Origin of the sequence: Luteimonas composti (genome assembly GCF_042678665.1) — a bacterium.
GTDB classification, from domain to species: Bacteria; Pseudomonadota; Gammaproteobacteria; order Xanthomonadales; family Xanthomonadaceae; genus Luteimonas; species Luteimonas composti.
Map to the genome: position 1 here is coordinate 68,702 of NZ_JBHTKU010000002.1, position 18,718 is coordinate 87,419.

Annotated in this window: 12 protein-coding genes and 1 pseudogene; 11 read left to right on the forward strand and 2 right to left on the reverse strand. The window is 72.2% G+C overall.

From position 1 onward, the window contains the following. Positions 1–158: 158 nt before the first annotated feature. Positions 159–698 (reverse strand): annotated as a pseudogene (locus tag ACFQ2D_RS05030) (mechanosensitive ion channel domain-containing protein); the annotation flags it as partial. Between the two features lie 218 nt (positions 699–916). Here ACFQ2D_RS05030 and ACFQ2D_RS05035 point away from each other — a divergent pair. The 3 genes from ACFQ2D_RS05035 to ACFQ2D_RS05045 all read left to right on the forward strand — a co-directional run bounded on the left by ACFQ2D_RS05035 (position 917) and on the right by ACFQ2D_RS05045 (position 5,118). Further along, on the forward strand, positions 917–1,756 hold the full coding sequence (locus ACFQ2D_RS05035) for an HpcH/HpaI aldolase/citrate lyase family protein (RefSeq protein ID WP_280943633.1): 840 nt from the start codon (positions 917–919) through the stop codon (positions 1,754–1,756). Further along, complete coding sequence (locus ACFQ2D_RS05040) at positions 1,753–4,146, forward strand: sodium:solute symporter (protein ID WP_280943632.1); 2,394 nt, start codon at positions 1,753–1,755, stop codon at positions 4,144–4,146. The genes ACFQ2D_RS05035 and ACFQ2D_RS05040 overlap by 4 nt, the downstream gene beginning before the upstream one ends. A 96-nt stretch (positions 4,147–4,242) precedes the next feature. After that, entirely contained in the window at positions 4,243–5,118 is an 876-nt protein-coding gene (locus ACFQ2D_RS05045; RefSeq protein WP_280943631.1) for a LysR family transcriptional regulator, read from the forward strand. Positions 5,119–5,132: 14 nt separating this feature from the next. Here ACFQ2D_RS05045 and ACFQ2D_RS05050 read toward each other — a convergent pair whose 3' ends face one another. Continuing rightward, positions 5,133–6,824, reverse strand: coding sequence for an alkaline phosphatase (locus ACFQ2D_RS05050; RefSeq protein ID WP_425603634.1), 1,692 nt, complete (start codon positions 6,822–6,824; stop codon positions 5,133–5,135). 216 nt (positions 6,825–7,040) lie between these two features. On the opposite strand from ACFQ2D_RS05050, the gene ACFQ2D_RS05055 reads away from it, so the two are divergent. The 8 genes from ACFQ2D_RS05055 to pncA all read left to right on the forward strand — a co-directional run bounded on the left by ACFQ2D_RS05055 (position 7,041) and on the right by pncA (position 18,695). After that, the gene (locus ACFQ2D_RS05055) at positions 7,041–9,182 is read left to right on the forward strand and encodes a TonB-dependent receptor (protein ID WP_280943630.1); all 2,142 of its coding nucleotides are present in this window, start codon (positions 7,041–7,043) and stop codon (positions 9,180–9,182) included. Between the two features lie 129 nt (positions 9,183–9,311). Beyond that, positions 9,312–10,538 carry a serine hydrolase domain-containing protein gene (locus tag ACFQ2D_RS05060; RefSeq protein ID WP_280943629.1) on the forward strand — a complete coding sequence of 409 codons (1,227 nt, stop codon included), beginning with the start codon at positions 9,312–9,314 and terminating at the stop codon, positions 10,536–10,538. Further along, positions 10,535–11,491, forward strand: coding sequence for a ribokinase (locus ACFQ2D_RS05065; RefSeq protein WP_280943628.1), 957 nt, complete (start codon positions 10,535–10,537; stop codon positions 11,489–11,491). The genes ACFQ2D_RS05060 and ACFQ2D_RS05065 overlap by 4 nt, the downstream gene beginning before the upstream one ends. A 105-nt stretch (positions 11,492–11,596) precedes the next feature. Next, positions 11,597–13,798 carry a formylglycine-generating enzyme family protein gene (locus ACFQ2D_RS05070; protein WP_280943627.1) on the forward strand — a complete coding sequence of 734 codons (2,202 nt, stop codon included), beginning with the start codon at positions 11,597–11,599 and terminating at the stop codon, positions 13,796–13,798. Continuing rightward, positions 13,791–15,686 (forward strand): glycoside hydrolase family 127 protein, encoded by a 1,896-nt coding sequence (locus ACFQ2D_RS05075; protein WP_280943626.1) that lies wholly within the window; start codon positions 13,791–13,793, stop codon positions 15,684–15,686. Before ACFQ2D_RS05070 ends, ACFQ2D_RS05075 begins: the two co-directional genes overlap by 8 nt. Positions 15,687–15,783: 97 nt before the next feature. Then, entirely contained in the window at positions 15,784–16,992 is a 1,209-nt protein-coding gene (locus tag ACFQ2D_RS05080; RefSeq protein WP_280943625.1) for a CaiB/BaiF CoA transferase family protein, read from the forward strand. Positions 16,993–17,130: 138 nt separating this feature from the next. Then, entirely contained in the window at positions 17,131–18,024 is an 894-nt protein-coding gene (locus ACFQ2D_RS05085) for a fructose bisphosphate aldolase (RefSeq protein WP_280943624.1), read from the forward strand. Positions 18,025–18,068: 44 nt separating this feature from the next. After that, positions 18,069–18,695, forward strand: coding sequence for a bifunctional nicotinamidase/pyrazinamidase (pncA, locus tag ACFQ2D_RS05090; RefSeq protein WP_280943622.1), 627 nt, complete (start codon positions 18,069–18,071; stop codon positions 18,693–18,695). Positions 18,696–18,718: the final 23 nt, after the last annotated feature.

The following is an 18,718-nucleotide window of genomic DNA, read 5'->3' on the forward strand; positions in this document are numbered from 1 at the left end:
GCCCCGCAACGGGCCGGGCCAGCGGCGGCCCGGACGCGGGTCCGTCAGGGGAACGGGGTCGCCACGGCGCTGCCGCCACCGCCGGCAGCGGGCGGGCGCGGGCTGTCGTCGCCGGCCTGGGACGGCGCGGCGGGCTCGAGGCGCGGCGGCGGCTCGCCCCGCCAGCGCCGGGTCGCGCGCTGGAAGAACAGGCTGTTGGGCACGCGCAGCACGCTCTCTCCGCCGCCCGGGTGCTGCTCTTCCAGGGTCACGTAGACCAGGTTCATGTCGATCACCCGGCCGCGCAGGCCGGGCTTGTCGCCGCTCTCCACCAGTTCGATGTGGTCGAGCAGGCGGAACGGACGCGTGATCAGGATCAGCAGCGCGCAGAACACGTTGGTCAGCACGCTCCACAGCGCGAAGAACGCCACCGCCGCCACGGTCGCGAAGCCGGTGAACGCGCCCCACAGCACCGCGCCCGACACGCCCAGCACGCGCAACACCAGCAGCAGCGCCGCGAACCCGACCAGGAACCCGATGATGCGCCGCGCGATGATCACGATCTCGGCCGGCAGCTCGTAGCGCTGCGCCACCCGGCGCACCACCCGCAGCAGCACCCAGCGCAGCAGCAGCGCGCACACCACCACCAGCGCCACCTGCAGCAGCGCCGTGACTTCCTCCGGCCAGGACTGCAGCCAGGCGGGCAGCAGCCGCGTCACGTCCCGCCGCCCGGGCGGCGAAGATCAGGGACGATGGACAGGGACGGATGCATGCGGGATTCCTGCCGGCACGCGGCGCCGGTCTCGACGGCGCAGCTTGAAGCAGCGGGTATCGCGCGGCAAGCCGGACGAAAGCAAATTTATCTTCTGAACATCGCGGCGTCGCCTATTGGTGGCGGCCCGGATTGCGCACACTGCCCGCGATAGCGGGAGAGGTGATGCGCAGCAAGCTGTTCGTACCGGGCGGGCGTCCGGATCTGTTCGCCAAGGCCTATGCCAGTGCCGCCGATGCGGTGTCCTTCGATCTGGAGGACGCCGTGCTCGAGGAGGGCAAGGCCACCGCCCGCGCCGACGTGGCCACGTTCGTCGCCACCCGCCAGCGCAACGGCAAGCGGGTGATCGTGCGCGTCAACGCGCCGGGGACCCCGCACTTCGACGCCGACCTGGCCGCGATCGTGGGCGCGGGTCCCGACCTGATCAACGTGCCCAAGCTCGAGAGCGCCCAGCAGGTGCAGGCGGTGGCGGCGGCGCTGGAGAAGTCCGGCCCTGGTCCTTGCGCGCCGCGGCTGCTGCTCAACATCGAAACCCCGCGTGGCCTGCGCGCCGCCGCCGAGATCGCCGCGGCCCACCCGCGCGTGGCGGGCCTGCAGCTCGGCCTGGGCGACCTGTTCGAAGCCCAGGGCATCCGCCGCGACGACCCCGCCAACGTGCACGCCGCGATGTTTGCCGTGGCGATGGCCGCGGCCGAGGCCGGGGTGTGGGCCTGCGACGGCGCGCATCCCGATTTCCGCGACCCGGCCGCGTTCGAGCGTGAAGCGCGGATGGCCCAGGGCCTGGGATTCGTCGGCAAGAGCTGCATCCATCCGCGCCAGGTCGAGTGGGCGCATGCGGTCTTCACGCCCGACGAGCAGGCGCTGGCCTGGGCGCGCAGGGTGGTGGCCGCCGCGGCCGAGGCCAGGGCGCAGTCGCGCGGCGCCTTCGCCGTGGACGGGCGCATGGTCGATCCGCCCTACCTGCGCCGGGCCGAACGCCTGCTGGCCCAGGCCGGCGAGCCGTGACCCCTGTGCGCCTGCCCGGACGGGCCCGGCCGTGGACGTCGCGGATCTGGTGGCTGGCACTGCTGACGCTGCTGGCGGCCCTGGCGCTCCCGGCCCGGGCCGAAAGCGTGGCGCTGACCCGCGAGCGCGCGCTGCCGCAGCTGCCGGACGGGGCCGAGCCGGCCGCGCTGACCGCGCTGGCGGGCCAGCTGGTGGTTCAAGGCCAGGACACCGGCTGGGCACTGGCGCCCGGGGCGGCCGCCTGGCGCCCGGTGCGGCTGCCCGACGACGGCGGCCTCGCGCTGCAGGCGACCGCGGTCGACGGCCCGCGCGGCTACCGCCTGCTCGGCGACCAAGCGCTGCAGCGCATCGATGCCCTGGCCTGGTCGGGCGACCGCCTGGTGGCCACGCCGGTGCCGGCCCTGCCCGAACCGCTGCGTGACCCGCAGGCGGCCGTGCTCGGCGACGCCCTGTACCTGGTCGGCCTGGCCACCGACGGTCGCGCCCGGCTCTGGGTCCTGCCTCGGACGGGAACGGGACACGGCGCCTGGCGCTCGCTCGACGGCTGGCCGGGTGATGCCGCGCCGCAATCGCTGGCGGCGCAGAAGTCGGCGCTCTACCTCGCCGACGACGACGGCGCGCTCTGGCGCTGGACCTCTGACGCCGGCTGGTCGCGACGGGCCGCGCTGCCCGCCGCGGCGATCCCCGGCCAGGTCGGCGCGATCGGCCAGGCGCACCTGCTCTACCTTCTGCAGTCGCCGGGCGGCGCGCAGCCGCGGCTGTTCCACGTGATCACCGAGGCCTGGGCCGACTGGCCCGGCGCGACCCCAGCGGCCGCTTCGGGCCGCGTGCATGGCGATGGCGTGCTCTGGCGCGGCGCCGGCGGTGCGCTGACCTCCAGCCAGCTGCAGGCCGGCAGGCACCTGCTGCGCGCGCTGGACTGGGTGGTGATCTCCCTCTACCTGGCGGCGATGCTGGGCATGGGCTTCTGGTTCTATTTCCGCGACCAGGCCGACAGCACCTCCGATTTCTTCGTCGGTGGCCGCAGCATCCCGTTCTGGGCCGCCGGCATCAGCCTGTACGCCACCAACACCAGTTCGATCAGCTTCATCGCGATCCCAGCCAAGGCCTTCGACACCAACTGGCAGTACATGACCAACAACCTGATGGCGGTGGTCGGGTTGATGTTCGTGGCGGTGTGGATCGTGCCGCTGCTGCGCAGGCTCGACCTGATGAGCGTGTTCTCCTACCTGGAGACGCGCTTCCACCCCGCGATCCGCATGCTTTCGAGCGCGCTGTGCATCGTGATGCAGATCGGCGCGCGCATGAGCGTGATCCTGTTCCTGCCGGCGCTGGCGATCTCGACCATCACCGGCGTGGACGTGGTCTGGTCGATCCTGCTGATGGGCGTGTTCACCATCGTCTATTCCACCGTCGGCGGCTCCAAGGCGGTGATCTGGACCGACGTGGTGCAGGTGGTGGTGATGTTCGGCGGCGCGCTGTTCGCGGTCGGCTTCATGTTCTGGCAGTCCGGCGCGGACCTGCCGCAGCTGATCGACGCGGCCGCGGCGCAGGACAAGACCCGGCTGCTCGATTTCAGCTTCGACCTCACCAAGGCCACGGTCTGGGGCTTCGTCTTCCTGGTCGTGTTCGACGTGGTGCTGACCTTCCCCAAGGACCAGGTGCTGATGCAGCGCACCTTGTCGACGAAGGACGACAAGGCCGCCGGCCGCTCGATCTGGGCCTTCGCGGCGATGATGATCCCCGGCGGCATCGTGTTCTACGGCATCGGCACCGCGCTGTGGATGTACTACCGCAACAATCCCGAGCGGCTCAATCCGCTGCTGCCGATCGACGCGACGTTCCCGTTGTTCATCGCCGCCGAGCTGCCGGCCGGCGTGACCGGACTGATCATCGCCGGCATCTTCGCCGCGGCGATGTCGACCCTGTCGAGCATCATCAACTCGGTCTCGACCCTGGTCTCGGTGGATTTCTACCAGAAGATCGCCCGCAACCCGGACGAGAAGACCGCGCTGCGCATCGCCGAATGGTCGGGCGTGGGCGTGGGCCTGGTCGGCATCGCGATCGCGCTGGTGATGAGCCGCTACGACATCCATTCGCTGTTCGACGTGTCGATTGAGCTGGCCGGCCTGCTCGGCGGCGGATTCGCCGGCGCCTACACCCTGGGCATGTTCACGCGCCGCGCCAACACCGCGGGGGTGGCGATCGGGGTGGCCGGCTCGATCGTGATCACCCTGGTGTGCTGGTCGATGGACCTGGTGCATCCGTATTTCTACCTGGCGATCTCGATCGCGCTGTGCATCGTGATCGGCTACCTCGCCAGCCTGTTCTTCCCGCCGCCGTCGCGTTCGCTGGAAGGGCTGACCATCCACACGCCGGCCGCGGGCTGAACCCGCGGACACCCGCGCGCCCCACGCGGCGGCGCGGGTGTCATCATGGCGCCCGCATTGCGCGCGCCTGCCCGGCGCGCGACCGGGGCAGGGCAGTTGGATACGCAGTTTCTCTACACCTTCGTCAACGTGGTCGACCGCGGCTCGATGGCCGCCGCGGCCCGCTTCCTCAACATCACCCCCGCCGCGGTGGCGCAGCAGATCCGCACCCTGGAGCGCGAGCTGGGCGTGCCGCTGATCGCCCGCGCCGGGCGCACGGTCAATGTCACCGAGGAGGGTGCGCGCATCCTGGAGCGCGTGCGCGCGGTGCTGCGCGACGTGTCCGACCTGCGCAGCGTCGCCAACGACCGCGCGATCGCCGGCGAGCTGCGCCTGGGCGCCTGCCCGACCGTGCTGGTGGGCATGCTGCCGGACGTGCTGGCGCGCATGGTCAGCCGCCTGCCGCAGATCAACGTGTTCATCAAGCCCGGGCATTCGGCCGAGCTGTACGGGGACGTCGAGCGCGGCGAGCTGGACGCGGCGCTGGTGCTGCAGGCGCCGTTCGAACTGCCCAAGACCTGCCGCTGGGAGCTGCTGCGCGAGGAGCCGCTGGTGGTGCTGGTGCCGGAGAAGTTCGCGCACCGCGATCCGCACGAGGTGCTGGCCAACGAGCCGCTGATCCGCTACGACCGCCACCAGTGGGGCGGGCGCCTGGCCGAGGAATACCTGCGCCGGGTGGGCATCGTCCCGCGCGAGCGCTTCGAGCTGAACGCGCTCAACTCCATCGCGGTGATGGTCGACCGCGGGCTGGGCGTGTCGCTGGTCCCGGACTGGCTGCCGCCCTGGCCCGAGGGCCTGCGCCTGGCGCGGCTGCGCCTGCCCGAGCAGAGCGAGGCGCGGCGCATCGGCATCGTCTGGTCGGCCAGCAGCGTACGCGCGCGGGCGGTGGCGGCGCTGCGCGAGGAATGCCTGAAGGTCTGCGCCACGCTGTAGCGCGTGGCGCCGCGTCAGTCGCGGAAGTCGGCAGGATCGGGCAGGCGCACCGGCACGCCCCCGCCGTCGCAGGTGCCGGCGGCGCACAGGCGCTGGCGCAGCCGCGGCACCGCCTGCACGATCAGGTGGTAGAGCACGTTCTGCTCGAGGGTGCCGCGGAACGCCTCGCTGCCCGGACCCTGCGCCCAGACGCCCACGTCCTCGCCGCCGTGGGTCTCGTCGTGCATCGGCACCAGCGCTTCCTGCAGGTAGTCCGGATCGGTGGTGTCCACCGCCGCGAGGTCGGGACGCCCCAGCGCGGGCGAAAACCCGCCGGGCTTGTGTGGAAAGCGCTTGGGCCCCCCGGGCTGGCTCGCGCTGCTCCCGGCGTAGCCCGAGCCGTTGGCATAGGACAGCGTGGTGTAGGGCAGGCCGAGGCTGTCGAGCATCTCGCCGTCGGCGCGGCCGTCGGGCGACAGGCGGCCGCGCACCGTGCCCAGGATCGGGTTGCCGCGCGCGGGGTAGCCGGCGAAGCTGAGCGTGTGCGCGTGGTCGGCGGTGACCACGACCAGCGTGTCCTGCGGCGAGGTCGCCGCCAGAGCCGCTTCCACCGCGCGCGACAAGGCGATGGTCTCGTCCAGGGCGCGGTAGGCGTTGCCGGCGTGGTGGGCGTGGTCGATGCGCGCGCTTTCCACCAGCAGCACGAATCCTTCCGGCTCGCGCGACAGCCGCTCGATCGCGATGCGCGTCATCTCGGCCAGGTCGGGCGTGCCGCCCTCGCCCGGATCCCGGTCGTGGTGGTAGGGCATGTGGTCGGTGGCGAACAGTCCCAGCACCGCCGGCGCGGCGGCGGCCTGGCGCAGCTGCGCGGTCGTGCGCGCGACCACGCCGCCGGGATTGCGCTCGGTCCATTCGCGGGTCAGGTCGCGGCCGTCGCGTCGGCGTCCGGGCGCGGCGCCTGCGTCCGCGGACTCGGGCAGGAAACGCCCGAGCCCGCCGCCCAGCAGCACGCGCGGGCCGCGGCCGGGCGCGAAGTCGAGCAGCTGCTGCGCGATGTCGCGACAGCCTGCCGCCAGCGCCTCGGCCGGCGTCTCGCGATCGCTTTCCCACTCGCGACTGGGCGCATGCGCGTACGCGGCCGCCGGGGTCGCATGGCTCAGCCGCGCGGTGGTGACGATGCCGGTGGCCATGCCGGCGCTCGACGCCAGCCGCAGCCAGGACAGCAGCTGCCGCTGCCGGCTGCCTCGACAGTCGTCGACCGTCCCGGCCGCCACGCCGATCGCGCCCATGTGGGTTTTCACCCCGGTGGCGATCGCGGTCATGGTGCCGGCCGAGTCCGGGGTCTGGTGGTCGGTGTTGTAGGTCTTGCTGAGCGCGGTGTAAGGGAAGTGCTCCCACGCCAGCTGGTGCTCCTCGCCGCTACGCCCTTCGCGCTGGCCGGCCAGGATGCGCGCGGCCGCGACGGTGGTCAGGCTCATGCCGTCGCCCAGGAACACGATCACGTTGCGCGCGTCGGCCTTGCCCGCGCCCAGCCGCTGCGCGTGCAGCGCGCCGTTGCGGTACCACCAGGCGGCGGTTTCCGGCGCGGGCGCCGCTTCCGGCACGAGCGTGGCCGCAGTCGGCGGATGCGATGCGGACGCGGACGCCGGCGGATGCATGCAGCCCGACGTCGCCAGCGCGAGCGCGGCGGCGATGCACGGAAGACGGAAAGAACTCATGCGCGGCATTCCCCTGTTGCGACGGGCTGGACCGGGCGCCGCGTCCGCAGCGCCCGGCCCAGTGTTGCTGCGCCGCAACATAGATTGCCTGACATCAAAGGCAATAAAAACTGTCGAGTGAACGTAGCGTTATGCGCTCCGTGCCGCGTGCACCCCCACCTACCATGCGCTCCGCCGCCGGACCCGCGTCCGGCCTTTCCCGAACCACATCGGAGCCACCGACCCATGCTCAAGCCGCTCAGTCTCGCTGTCGCGACGGCGCTCGTCCTCAGCACGCTCCAGCCCGCGCACGCGCAGGACGAGTCCGCCGATGCCGCGGCCGCCGAGCCGGCAGCCGCCACGCCGGCCACGCTGGACAACGTGATCGTCACCGGCACGCGCATGCCGCGCGCCGCCGACCGCATCCCCGGCGCGGTGAGCGTGATCACCCGCGAGGAGATCAGCAACTCGCTGAGCCTGACCGAGGACGCCACCGCGGTGCTCTCGCGCATGATCCCGGGCTATTCGGAATCCTCGCAGGCGCTGACCAACTCGGGCGAGACCCTGCGCGGCCGCATCGCGCTGCGCCTGTTCGACGGCGTGCCGCAGACCTCGCCGCTGCGCGAGACCAATCGCGCCGGCAGCTTCACCGACCTGGGCATCGTCGAGCGCATCGAGGTGATCAACGGCCCGTCCGCGGCCGAGGGCATCGGCGCGGCCGGCGGCATCATCAACTACATCTCCAAGCGCCCGGTCGACGGCACGGAGGCCACGCTCAGCACCCGCTGGAGCACGCAGGGCAAGGGCGACAGCCACGGCTGGAAGGTCGGCATGACCGTCGGCCACGGCCAGGACGAGTACGACGTGCTGATGTCGGCCTCGTTCGTCGACCGCGGCATGGCCTACGACGGCAACGGCCGCGCGATCGGCATGCGCGGTTCGGGCACGATCAACGACTCCGAGTCGCGCAACCTGTTCCTGAAGTTCGGCACCAACTTCGGCGAGGACGGCATGCAGCGCCTGCAGGCCACCATCAGCAAGTTCCACCTGGTCGGCAAGGGCAACTACACCGGCGTCGACGGCGACCGCGCCAACAACATCACCAACACCGTGGTGCGCGGCACCCCGCTGGGCGCCAAGACCGAGTTCAACGACTTCGACCAGGTGCAGCTGCAGTACCGCCACGACGACCTGTTCGGCGGCAGCCTGCTGGTGGACGCCTACCGCGCCGACCAGGCCATGCGCTACCCGGCCGAGGACGGCAGCGACCGCCAGGATCCGGAGATCGCGCCGATCGGCACGCTGATCGACCAGTCCGAGGTCAACTCGGCCAAGCGCGGCGCGCGCGCCTCCTACGCCCGCGGCGACGCGTTCGGCATCGCCGGCCTGGAGCTGCGCGGCGGCGTGGACCACGTCACCGACACCACCGACCAGCGCCTGGCGCTGACCCAGCGCGTATGGGTGCCGCCGATGGAGTACACCAGCACCGCGCCCTACCTGCAGGTTTCCTACGATCTCGACCAGCTGACCCTGAGCGCCGGCGTGCGCCGCGAGCGCGGCGAGCTGTCGGTCGATAGCTACACCACCACCTGGTACAACAACCGCGTGCTCGTGGAGGGCGGATCGCTCGACTACCGCGCCACCCTGCCCAACGTGGGCATGGTCTGGCGCTTCAACGACGAGTGGTCGGCCTATGCCTCGTACTCGGAAGGCTTCAGCCTGCCCAACGTCGGCATCCCGCTGCGCAACATCAACACCCCGGGCAATACGGTCGAAGGCATCCTCGACCTGCAGGCGATCGTGGTGGAGAACAAGGAGATCGGCTTCAACTACCGCGGCCAGCGGACCACGGCGAGCGCCTCGCTGTACCGCAGCTACTCCGAGTTCGGCGTCTCGCTGAGCACCAACCCGGAGACCGGCGATTTCGTGATGAACCGCGGCCCGGTCGAGATCGACGGCCTGGAGCTGCTGGGCAGCTTCGCCTTCACCGACGCGCTGCGCGCGACCGCGATGTACTCGCGCGCCCTGGGCCGCACCTGGTGGACCGCCGGCGGTCCGCTGGACAAGCACATGGGCGCCGGCGACATCAGCCCCGACAAGTTCGGCCTGAACGTGGAATGGGGCTTCGCGCCCAATGCCGAGCTGGTGCTGGCCTCGACCACCTACCGCGGGCGCAGCCTCAACACCGGCGAGGAGACCTCGGGCCGCACCCTGCTCGACCTGACCCTGGGCTACGACACCGGCGACTACGGCCGCCTGACCGTGGGCATCGAGAACCTGCTGGACAAGCAGTACATCCTGTTCGGTTCCGAATCGAGCACCAGCAACGACGACTGGATGGCGGGCCGCGGCCGCATGTTCTCGCTGAGCCACACCATCACGTTCTGATGGACGGACGCGGCGGGCACGGCCCCGCCGCCGCCGGGCCGCCACCGGGCGGCCCGGTCCGTTTCCCGGCGGTGCTGCGCCGCTTCGACCTCCCCTTCAGGAGCGGCGCGGCACCTGCCCTTCGACCACATGTCCCCCAGACCCTTCCGCATCCTGTTCCTGTTCGCCGCCTGGTCGGCCTGCCTGGTGGCCACTGCCGCCGATCGCCCGGCCCATGCCGAGTCCGGGGCCTGGCTGCGCGAGGCCGTGCTCGAGCCCGGTTATCCCGGCGCACGCCTGCTGATCGCCAGGGACGGGGCCGTGCCCGTCGATCTCGCCGCCGGACATGCCGACATCGCGCGCACGCGGCCGCTGCATCCGGACGCGATCTACCGCATCCACTCCATGACCAAGCCGGTCGTCTCGGCCGCGGCGCTGCGCCTGATCGGCGAAGGGCATGCGGGCCTGGACGATCCCGTGGCCGCGCACCTGTCCGCGCTGGACGGGCTGCAGGTGCTCGATGGCGGACAGCTGCGCGAACCGGCCAGGCCGGTCACGGTGCGCCACCTGCTTACCCACACCGCCGGCTTCGCGGTGGACGCAGGCCCGGCGCTCGAGCAGCGCGAAGCCGCGCAGCTGGAGCGCAGCCGCGATCTGGCCGACCTGGTCGAGCGCCTGCACGGGGTGCCGCTGGAGCGCGATCCGGGCACCGCCTTCGTCTACGACGGCCTGGCCACCGACGTGCTCGGGCGACTGGTCGAGGTCTGGAGCGGGCAGCCGCTCGATGCCTACCTGCAGGCGACCTTCTTCGAACCGCTGGGCATGCGCGATACCGGCTTCAGCGTGCCCGAGGCCCAGCGCCACCGGCTGGTGGAGCTCTCGCGCATGGGCGCCGACGGCCGCCTGGCGGCCGCGACCGAACCGGCTGGCCACGTGCCGGGCACGGCGCTGCGCCCCTATCCCAGCGCCGCCGGCGGGCTGTACTCCACGGCCGCCGACTACCTCGCCTTCGCGCGCATGCTGCTTGCGCGTGGCCGCCACGGCGACGCCGAACTGGTGCCGGCCAGGCTGGTGGACGAGATGCTGCGCGACCAGCTCGCGCCGATGTGCCTGGCCCATCCCTGGATCGAGGAAGGGCGCGGCCGCGGCTTCGGGCTGGGGCTGTCGGTGCTGCTCGATCCGGCCGCGATCGGACGCAGCGGCGCGCCGGGCCAGGCCGGCTGGACCGGCTCGGCCTCGACCTATTTCGTGATCGATCCGGCGAGCGGCGGCATCGGCATCCTCATGCTGCAGCATCTGCCCGGCGACGGCGCCCACGAGCTGCCGCGCGTGGCGCTGCCCTTCTACAACCACGTGCAGGAGGTGCTGGCGCAATGAACACGATGCCGCGCAGGCGGGTGCTGGTGGCCGGCTCGGCCAATCTGGATTTCGTGGTGCGCGCGCCGCGCGCGCCGGCGCCCGGCGAAACCGTGCTCGGCGGCGGGCTGCAGACCTTCCCCGGCGGCAAGGGTGCCAACCAGGCGGTGGCCTGCGCGCGCGCCGGCGATGCGCCGACCACGATGCTGGTGGCGCTGGGCGACGATCCGCAGGGCGCGCGCCTGCGCGATTCGCTGCGGGACGCGGGCGTGGCCCTGGTCGAGAAGCGCGCGCCGGGCGTCGCCAGCGGCGTGGCCTTCATCTGCATCGCCGATTCGGGCGAGAACTCGATCGTGGTCGCGCCCGGCGCCAACGAGCTGCTGGCCGGGGAGGACCTGCCGCCGCTCGATGGCATCAGCCACCTGCTGCTGCAGCTGGAGACGCCGCTGGCCAGCGTCACCGCCTATGCCGAACGCGCGCGCGCGGCCGGCGTCACCGTGGTGCTCAACGCCGCGCCGGCGCGCACGCTGCCGCCGCGGCTGCTGGCGGCCATCGACATCCTCGTGGTCAACGAAGGCGAGCTGGCGATGCTCGCCGGCGACACCGGCGACCTGGAGGCCGCGCTGCGGCGCCTGCCCGTGCCCTGCGCGATCGTGACCCTGGGCGGCGACGGCTGCGTGGCGCGCGACGGCGAGGCGATCCTGCGCCAGGGCGCGTTCCGCGTCGACGTGGTGGACACCACCGCCGCCGGCGACACCTTCTGCGGCGTGCTGGTGGCGGCGCTGGCGCGCGGCGAGCCGCTGGCGCACGCACTGCGCGAGGCCAGCGCGGCCTCGGCCCTGGCCTGCACCGCGGCAGGCGCGCAGTCGAGCATTCCCGGGCGCGCGGCGGTGCAGGCGATGCTCGAGGCGCGAGACGCGGGCGCGCGCCGCGCAGGCGCGGGCCCGGCGCACCGCCGCGGCACGCGCGGCTGAGCGCAGCCGCCGGCGGCGCCGCATGTGCCGTCCCCGAGCGACGAGCGCGCCGCCATTGCGCGATGCCTGCGGCAGGACCCGCATTCCCCTACGATCAAGCGCACCATGACTTCTCCCTACGACATCCCCGAGCACGATCCCGACGGCGCCGACCACGGCTCGCTGCCGCCGCGCACCGAGTACAAGTTCTCGCACGTCACCACCGGCCGCTACCTGCCCACCCCGGGCAAGGCGCCGGCCTGGCCGTTCGCCGACATCGGCCACTGGATGATCGACGCCAACGAGAGCTCGGCCGACTGGCTGGCCGAGCTGCGCGACTGGCGCCGCGAGCACCTGGTGCGCATCGGCTACGACGACGCCAACTACCGGCGGCCGGAGCTGCAGTGGGCGCAGCGCAACTTCGTGCACGCGCAGATGATGGTCGAGGACCGCTACTTCTTCGACGTCGAGACCGGGCAGTACACCGTCGACCGCTATCTCGACGACCTGGAAGCGCGCTTCGGCGGCCTGGACTCGGTGCTGGTCTGGTACATCTACCCCAACATCGGCATCGACGACCGCAACCAGTTCGACCTGGCGCACGACCTGCCCGGCGGCCTTGAAGGCCTCAAGCAGGCGGTCGACGCCTTCCACCGCCGCGGGGTCAAGGTGTTCCTGCCGGCCAAGCCCTGGGACCACGGCACCCGCGACCCGGGCTGCACGCACTGGGAAGGCCTGGCCGAGATCGTCAAGGCGGTCGGCGCCGACGGCATCAACGGCGATACCTTCAACGGCGTGCCGCGCGCGTTTTTCGACGCCTGCGACCGCATCGGCCACCCGGTGGTGGTGCAGCCCGAATCCACGATCAGCGCCGAGGAGCAGCTGATCTGGAACGTGCAGAGCTGGGGCAAGAAGGCGCCCGACGGCCCGGTGCCGCCGGTGTCGAAGTGGAAGTGGCTCGAGCCGCGCCACATGGTGAACTACGAGAACCGCTGGGGCCGCGACCGCACCCACGACCTGCAGTACTGCTTCCTCAATGGCATCGGCTACAACGCCTGGGAAAACATCTGGGGCATCTGGAACCAGTTCACTCCGCGCAATGCCGAGGCGCTGCGCCGCATCGCCACCATCTACCGGCGCTTCCCCGCGCTGGTGGTCAGCATGGACTGGGCGCCGTACCAGCTCACCGCCCAGCGCAACGTGTTCATCAGCCGCTTCCCCGGCGAGGGCCGGGTGCTGTGGACGATGGCCAACCGCAACGAATACGACGTCGACGGCGAGCAGTTCGCGGTCGAGCATGTCGAGGGCACGCGCTACTACGACGTCTGGCACGGGCGCGCGCTGTCGCCGCGGGTGGTCGACGGCCAGGCGCTGATCGAACTGGGAATGGAGGCGCGCGGGTTCGGCGCGGTGCTGGCGCTGGCGCCGGGCGTCGAGGAACCGGGGCTCGACGGTTTCCTCGCCACCATCGCCGCGCAGGCGCGGCAGCCGCTCAATGCCCATTCGGGCGCCTGGCGCGCGCTGCCGCAGACGATGGTCGAGGTGGCGCCGACCGCGCCGCAGGCCACGGCGCCGGAGGGCATGGTCACGGTGCCGGCGGGCGAGTTCCTGTTCAAGGTCGACGGCATCGAGATCGAGGGCTTCAACTGGGCCGGCGTGGACGTGCAGTACCCCTGGGAGCCCGGTCCGCGCCGCCACCACCACCGGCGCATGCAGCTGCCGGCGTTCCACATCGACCGCCACCCGGTGACCAATGCGCAGTTCCAGCGTTTCCTGCAGGACAGCGGCTACGCGCCGCGCGATGCGGCCAACTTCCTGCGCCACTGGGTCGACGGCGCGCCGCGCCCGGGCTGGGAGCATCGGCCGGTGACCTGGGTGTCGCTGGAGGATGCGCGCGCCTACGCCGCCTGGGCCGGCAAGCGCCTGCCGCGCGAATGGGAATGGCAGTACGCGGCGCAGGGCGGCGACGGCCGGCTGTATCCCTGGGGCAACGATTGGAACGAGGCCTACGTGCCGCGGATCAACCGCGGCCGCCGGCTGCTGCCGCCTGACGGGATCGGCCAGCACCCGCAGGGCGCCTCGCCGTTCGGCGTCGAGGACCTGGTCGGCCACGTCTGGCAGTGGACCGACGAGTTCGTCGACGAACACACCCGCGCGGCGATCCTGCGCGGCGGCAGCAGCTACCAGCCGCAGACCTCGCACTGGTACTTCCCGCAGGCCTACCGGCTCGACCAGCACGGCAAGTACCTGCTGATGGCGCCGTGCAAGGACCGTTCGGGCACGATCGGCTTCCGCTGCGTGGTCGACGCGGAGCCGGCCCGTGGCTGAGCGCGGCGCGCAGGCGCAACAGCTGTCGCGTCCGGGGCAGGTGCGGCTCGAGGGCTTGCTGGGCGAGGCGCTGGAGGCCAACCGGCGCGGGCGGCTGTCGCACTTCATCACCGGGCCGGACAGCCCGGCGATCGCGATCTTCGATCCCGCCCACCGCGAGCACAACGAGGAAGGCGACTGGTACGGCGAGCACGCCGGCAAGTGGCTGGCGGCCGCGGCCAAGGCCGCCGCGCGCGCCGACGACGCGCCGCTGCGCGCGCGCGTGCTGGGGGTGGCCGACCACCTGGCCGCGGTCCAGGACGCGGACGGCTACCTCGGCAACTACGCGCCGCAGCGCCGCTTCATGGTGCCGCAGCCGCCGAAGCCGGAAAGCTGGAACGGCGAGCCTGCGCTGCGCACCTGGGACATCTGGACCCACAGCTACCTGCTGCTGGGCCTGGTCGAAGTGCACCGCTGCTTCGGCCAGCCGCAGCACCTGGAGGCCGCGTGCCGCATCGCCGACCTGTGCTGGCGCAGCTTCTGCCGGGACGGCCTGGACATCACCAGCGTCGGCAACCACCACGGCATGTCGGCCACGGTGCTGCTCGACCCGGCGGCCGAGCTCTACCTGCTCACCGGCGAGCCGCGCTACCTGGAGCTTGCCGAACGCGTGCTCGCGCAGGCCGACGCCAACCCGCGCCTGGCCCTGCTCGAGCGCGCGCTGGGCGGCGCCGACCCCTCCGAGATCGCCACCGGCAAGGCCTACCAGCTGTGCTGGAACCTGGTCGGCCTGGCCCGCCTGCACCGCGCCACCGGCCGCGACGACTACCGCGAGGCGGTCGACCGCCAGTGGCAGGCGATCCGCGACCATCACCTGAGCCTCGGCGGCGGCCCGTTCGGCGGCATCGGCCATCGCTCGCGCGAGGTGTTCAACCCGGCCGGCGTGTTCGACCCCGAGGCCTACATCGAAACCTGCTCGGTGCTGGCCTGGATCCAGCTCAACCGCGAGCTGCTGGCGATCACCGGGCAGGCGCGCTATGCCGAGGAGATCGAGCGCAGCGCCTACAACGACCTGCTCGGCGCGCAGGCGCCCGACGGGGAAAACTGGGTCTACTACTCCTACGCCAACGGCCGCCGCATCCACACCAACTACTGGCGCTGCTGCAAGTCCAGCGGCGCGATGGCGCTGGAGGAGCTGCCGGCGGTGGCCTGGGCGCACGACGACGCCGGCGTGGTGGTCAACCTGCTCGGCCCGGGCGAGGCGCGGCTGCCGCTGCCGGGAGGCGGCAGCGTGCGGTTGCGCCAGCGCACCGGCTATCCCTTCGATGGCAGCGTGCACATCGAGGTCGAGTCCGACGCGCCCGCGCATTTCCGCCTGCGCCTGCGCGTGCCCGCCTGGGCCGACGGCGCGACGCTGGCGGTCGGCGGCGAACCCGCTGCCGGCGTGGTCGCCGGCGAATACGCCGACGTCGAACGCACATGGTCGCCCGGCGATGCGCTGCTGCTGGCGCTGCCGATGCGCCCGCGCGTGCACCGCCGCGTGCACCGCAACGTGCAGGAGTCGCGCGCGCCCGACGGCTCGCCGGTGCGCCAGCAGGTGCTGCACAACGCCTGGCTGGCGCTGTCGCGCGGTCCGCTGGCCTATGCCACCGGCCTGGTCGACGGCTACAAGCCGCGCGAAACCGTGCGCCTGCCAGAAGACGACGCCGCGCTGCGGATCGAGGAGCTGCCGCCGGCGCAAGGCGCGCACGCCGTCCGCCTGCGCCTGCATTTCGACGATCGCGCGCCGCTGGAGTTCGCGCCCTGGTACGCGATCGGCGACCGGCGCGACCGCAGCTGGCGCCTCACCTGGCTGCACCTGGCGCCCACGCCGGACGGCCGCGCCGAAGACGACTGCGGCGCGCTGTGACGATGCCCGCGCTCAAGCAAGATTCCCTGTGCGCTGAAGATAGGCGCCCGCGCTGTCACGCCGCCGGTGCATCGGCAAGACTTGCGCATCCACGACCATGGACGACCCGCTGGAGGCCCCGTTGAGTCCTGTCTTCCACCACGGCCGCGGCGGCGATGCCGGTCCGCTGTCCGGCGTGCGGGTGCTCGACCTGAGCGCCTACATCGCCGGGCCCTACGGCTGCTCGCTGCTGGCCGACCAGGGCGCGGACGTGATCAAGGTCGAGCCGCCCGGCGGCGACAACCTGCGCAACTATCCCTCCACCCTGGAGGCCGAGAGCCGCGCCTTCCTCGGCGTGAACCGCAGCAAGCGCGGGGTGGTGCTGGACCTCAAGCGCGAGGACGAGCGCGCCGTGCTTTACCGGCTGCTGCGCGAGACCGACGTGCTGGTGCACAACTTCCGCCCCGGCGTGCCCGAGCGGCTGGGCATCGGCTACCAGTCGCTGTCGGCGCTGCATCCGCGCCTGGTCTACTGCGCCGTCACCGGCTACGGCGAGACCGGGCCGATGAAGGACAAGGCCGGCTACGACCAGGTGCTGCAGACCATGACCGGCATGTGCGCCATGCAGGGCAAGCGCGGCGGCCCGCCGGAGCTGATCTACGGCTCGGTGGTGGACTACTACGCCGCCGCGCTGCTGGCCGCAGGCGTGTCCTCGGCGCTGTACGAGCGCGAGCGCAGCGGCCAGGGCCAGTACGTGGGCGTGTCGCTGCTGCGCAGCGCGCTGACCATGCAGTCCGCGCGCATGGTCTGGGCGCAGGGGGAGGGGCACGACATCAGCCGCGACATGCGCTCGGGCGGCGTGACCGGCATCCATCCCACGCGCGAGGGCTTCCTCTACATCTCGGCGAACACGCCGCGCTTCTGGCGCGCGCTGTGCGAGAAGACCGGGCTGCACGCGCTGGCCGACGACCCGCGCCTGGACAGCGTGCGCAAGCGCGCCCTGCACGCCGACGAGATCCTGCCGCAGCTGCACCGGGCGCTGCAGGCGCACGCCGCGCTGGAGTGGGAGCGGATCTTCGCCGACGAGGTGCCCTGCGCCGCGGCGCGCCAGGTCGAGGACATGTTCGACCATCCGCAGGTGCTGGCCGAGGGCATGATCGCCGAGATCCCGCATCCGGTGCTGGGCAGCTACCGCGGCGTGGCGCGGCCGATCCGCTTCGGCCGCACGCCGGGACCCGAGCCCTTCGCCGCGCCCACCCTGGGCCAGCACAGCGGCGAGATCCTCGCGGCGGCAGCGGCCGGCGAGGCCGAAGACCGCGAGGCCTGAGCGGCCGCGGCGGCGGCGCCCGCCGCGCGCGCATTGCCGCAGCGTCCGGGGCTCCCTCCTGGCGGCAGCCGCCGGCGGGCGGCGCTATCATGCCCGGCTCCGGCGCATGTCCCGCCATCGCACAGGAACACCCCGACCGTGGCCATCAATCCCCAGCAACGCGACCGCATCGCCTCCGGCAAGGGCTTCATTGCCGCGCTCGACCAGAGCGGCGGCAGCACGCCCAAGGCGCTCAAGCTCTACGGCGTCGACGAATCGGCGTATTCGAACGAGCAGGAGATGTTCGACCAGGTCCACGCGATGCGCACCCGCATCGTCACCAGCCCGGCCTTCAGCGGCGAGCGCGTGCTCGGCGCGATCCTGTTCGAGCGCACCATGGACGAGGATTTCGCCGGCAAGAACGCGGTCGCCTACCTGTGGGAAGACAAGGGCGTGGTGCCGTTCCTGAAGATCGACAAGGGCCTGGCCGACGAGGCCGACGGCGTGCAGCTGATGAAGCCGATCCCGGGCCTGGCCGACCTGCTGGCGCGGGCCAAGACCAGGGGCGTGTTCGGCACCAAGGAGCGTTCGGTCATCAAGGCCAACAACGCCCAGGGCATCGCCGCGGTGCTGGACCAGCAGTTCGAACTCGGCCAGCAGGTGCTCGACGCCGGCCTGGTGCCGATCATCGAACCGGAAGTCGACATCAAGTCGGTCGACAAGCAGGCGATCGAGGTCGCGCTCAAGCAGGGCCTGCTCGCGCGCCTGGACAAGATCGATCCGGCCACCCCGGTGATGCTCAAGCTGACCCTGCCCGAGGTGGACGGCTACTTCCAGGAACTGGTCGACCATCCGGCCGTGCTCAAGGTGGTGGCGCTGTCGGGCGGCTACAGCCGCGACGAGGCCAACGCCCGCCTGGCCCGCAACCCGGGTGTGATTGCCAGCTTCAGCCGCGCGTTGACCGAAGGCCTGAGTGCGCAGCAGGACGATGCGGCCTACAACCAGGCGCTGGACGCGTCGATCGAGTCGATCTACCAGGCTTCGATCGCCTGACGCACGCGGAGCCCGGCATCGCGCCGGGCTCCGAGGGCTGACCGATGTCGCAACATCCCGACACCACCGCCCTGCTCGTCATCGACCTGCAGCCGGACTTCATGCCCGGCGGCGCCCTGCCCTGCCACGAGGGCGATGCGGTGGTGCCGGGCATCGCCGGACTGCTGGCCTCGCGCCGCTACCGCACCGTGGTCGCCACCCAGGACTGGCATCCGCCGGGACACGCCTCGTTCGCTTCCAGCCATGCCGGCCGCCGGCCGTTCGACACCGTCGAACTGCACGGCCATCCCCAGGTGCTGTGGCCCGACCACTGCGTGCAGGGCACGCCGGGCGCGGCGCTGGATCCGCGCGTGGACTGGAGCCCGCTCGACCTGGTCCTGCGCAAGGGCAGCAACCCCCAGGTCGATTCCTACAGCGCCCTGCGCGAGAACATCGGCCCGGACGGCAGTCGCCCGCCGACCGGCCTGGCCGGCTGGCTGCGCGAGCGCGGCATCGAGGAGCTGCACATGTGCGGCCTGGCGCGCGACTACTGCGTGCTGTGGTCGGCGCAGGATGCGGTCGAGGCCGGGTTCCGCGTGCGCTTCCTGTGGCAGCTCACCCGACCGGTGACGCCGGAGGGCGACGCACCCACGCGCGCCGCATTGAACGCGGTGGGTGCATCGCTGGCCTAGGAGTGATCCGGCCGGGAGGCCGT